General features: G+C 70.0%; 2 protein-coding genes. One reads left to right on the top strand and one right to left on the bottom strand.

The window, feature by feature from the left end; genetic code table 11:
* The first annotated feature begins 261 nt into the window (after nt 1-261).
* Complete coding sequence (locus tag ABT085_RS45970) at nt 262-1,110, top strand: alpha/beta hydrolase (RefSeq protein ID WP_351623132.1); 849 nt, start codon at nt 262-264, stop codon at nt 1,108-1,110.
* A gap of 50 nt (nt 1,111-1,160) precedes the next feature.
* On the opposite strand, the gene ABT085_RS45965 is transcribed toward ABT085_RS45970, so the two are convergent.
* Entirely contained in the window at nt 1,161-1,748 is a 588-nt protein-coding gene (locus ABT085_RS45965; RefSeq protein ID WP_351623130.1) for a TetR/AcrR family transcriptional regulator, read from the bottom strand.
* Between the last annotated feature and the right edge of the window lie 301 nt (nt 1,749-2,049).

Genomic DNA, 2,049 nt, shown 5'->3' with positions numbered 1-2,049 from the left:
ATGAACGCGAGGGTGTGCGTATAGGATAAACACCCCAAGTGCGACGGCCGCGAAGGTCACTTACCAACACAGGCCATCTCTAAATGCCCTCTTAGCGCCCTTCCCGGCCCATGAGGCCGCCGACCGTTCATTCCCGGTTCCGGGTGTGATCTATCTTCCCGTTCCTTCCGTTGCCGGTGCAGGGGTCCGCCGCTAGATTCGATAGAGACAGAACGTTCTGTCTGCACTGTCGAGACGGTGTACCACTGAAGGAGAAGACAGGTGTTCCAGCATCGCCCCGGCCGTATCGCGGCCCTCGCCACCACGACGCTCGCACTGGCAGCAGGCGTGAGCACCACCGCTTTCGCCACGTCGAACCATCACGCCGAGCCGGAGGCGAAGCCGACCGTGGTCCTCGTGCACGGCGCATGGGCGGACTCGTCGAGCTGGAGCGGGGTCGTCAAGCGCCTGCAGGCCGACGGCTATCCGGTGACGGCACCCGCGACCCCTCTGCGCGGCCTCGCCGGCGACGCCTCGTACCTGTCCGACTACCTCAAGACCGTCAAGGGCCCGATCGTCCTGGTGGGCCACTCCTACGGCGGCGCCGTCATCACCAACGCCGCGACCGGGAACCCCCATGTGAAGGCTCTCGTCTACGTGGCGGCCTTCGCTCCCGACAAGGGCGAGAGCACCGCGGACCTGCTCGCCAAGTACCCCGGTACCCACCTCGGCGCCGCCACGGACGCCCCGCTGCCCAGCGGCCTGAACCCGGTTCCGTTCACCCAGGCCGACGGCAGTACCGGCACCGACCTGTACATCAAGACCGCCAAATTCCGCGACGCCTTCCTCAGCAACCGGGTCAACACGGCCAAGGCCGCCGAGCTCGCCGCCACGCAGCGGCCCATATCGGTCCAGGCCGTGGGCGAGCCTTCCGGCACCCCGGCATGGAAGACCATCCCTTCGTGGTACCTGGTAGCCGATGACGACCACACCATCCCCGCGGCCGCCGAGCGGGCCATGGCCGCCCGGGCCCACGCGCACACCGTCGAGGTCGACGGTCCCCACGCCGTGGCCGTGACGGACCCGCACGCCGTGACCCGCCTCGTCGAGCAGGCCGCCATCGCGCGGTGACAGGCCCCACGGGGTCGGCGGTCCCGGTGAGAAGCGGGACCGCCGACCGTTCAGCGCGCCGCGAGGAGCACGGACGTTCCATGGACCAGGACGGCACCGGCCGCTCGGGGGTCGCCGAGGTAGCCGGCCACCATCGCGCCGTCGCGCAGCGCCACCATCGAGTCGGCCGACTGCTCGGGGCCGGCCGCCCCGAGTCGCTGGAAGGCCTTCCGCAGCACTTCGCGGAACCAGCGCCGATGACCCAGTACCGCCTGGTGGACCACGCTTTCGGGGTCCGGGTACTCGGCGGCGGCGTTGATGAACGGACACCCGCGGAATCCCGTGCCGCACACCTCGTCGCCGATGCCGTGCGCGACCGCCATGAGAAAGTCGGCGGGCGCCGAGATCGCCTTCTCGGCCGCGCCGACCTGTTCCCGGATCTTGCGGTCGGCCGCTTGGAGGTACGCGCGCACCAGGTCGTCCTTGCCGTCGAAGTGCCGGTAGAAGGTGGCCCGTGCCACCTCGGCCTCCGCCATGACACGGTCCACCCCGACCCCGCGGATGCCTTCGCTGTAGAAGAGCCGGCTCGCGGTGCCCAGAAGCCGTTCACGCGCTTCGGAACGACGGATCGGCGCGCTCGCATCTGTTGGCTTCGACATGCCAAGAGTGTAGAACGGTCTTTCTTTTCTTGCCTTGGCCGTCCCGGTTCGAATCGACCAGTGCGCGCCGAGTCCCGGGGGAGCGGCCCCCGCACGGGCCGGCCCCGCTTCGGGGCAGGTGAATCCTGACCACCGCCGTTCCAGCTCGGGCACGGAGGTGCTGGAGCCCACGGTCGTCGACGCCGTGCCGTCCCGCAGCACAGGCGGGGGCGCGAGCGCGTCCTTCTGAAGTGTGGTGCTGTGCGGTCGAGGCCCCCCCCGGGACGGGGGGGCCGCGGTGGCGGTCCGGCGCCCGGGGGTC

The sequence above is a fragment of the Streptomyces sp. NPDC002265 genome (assembly GCF_040296125.1).
Taxonomy (GTDB): Bacteria; Actinomycetota; Actinomycetes; order Streptomycetales; family Streptomycetaceae; genus Streptomyces.
This window is presented reverse-complemented; position numbering and strand designations above follow the sequence as displayed.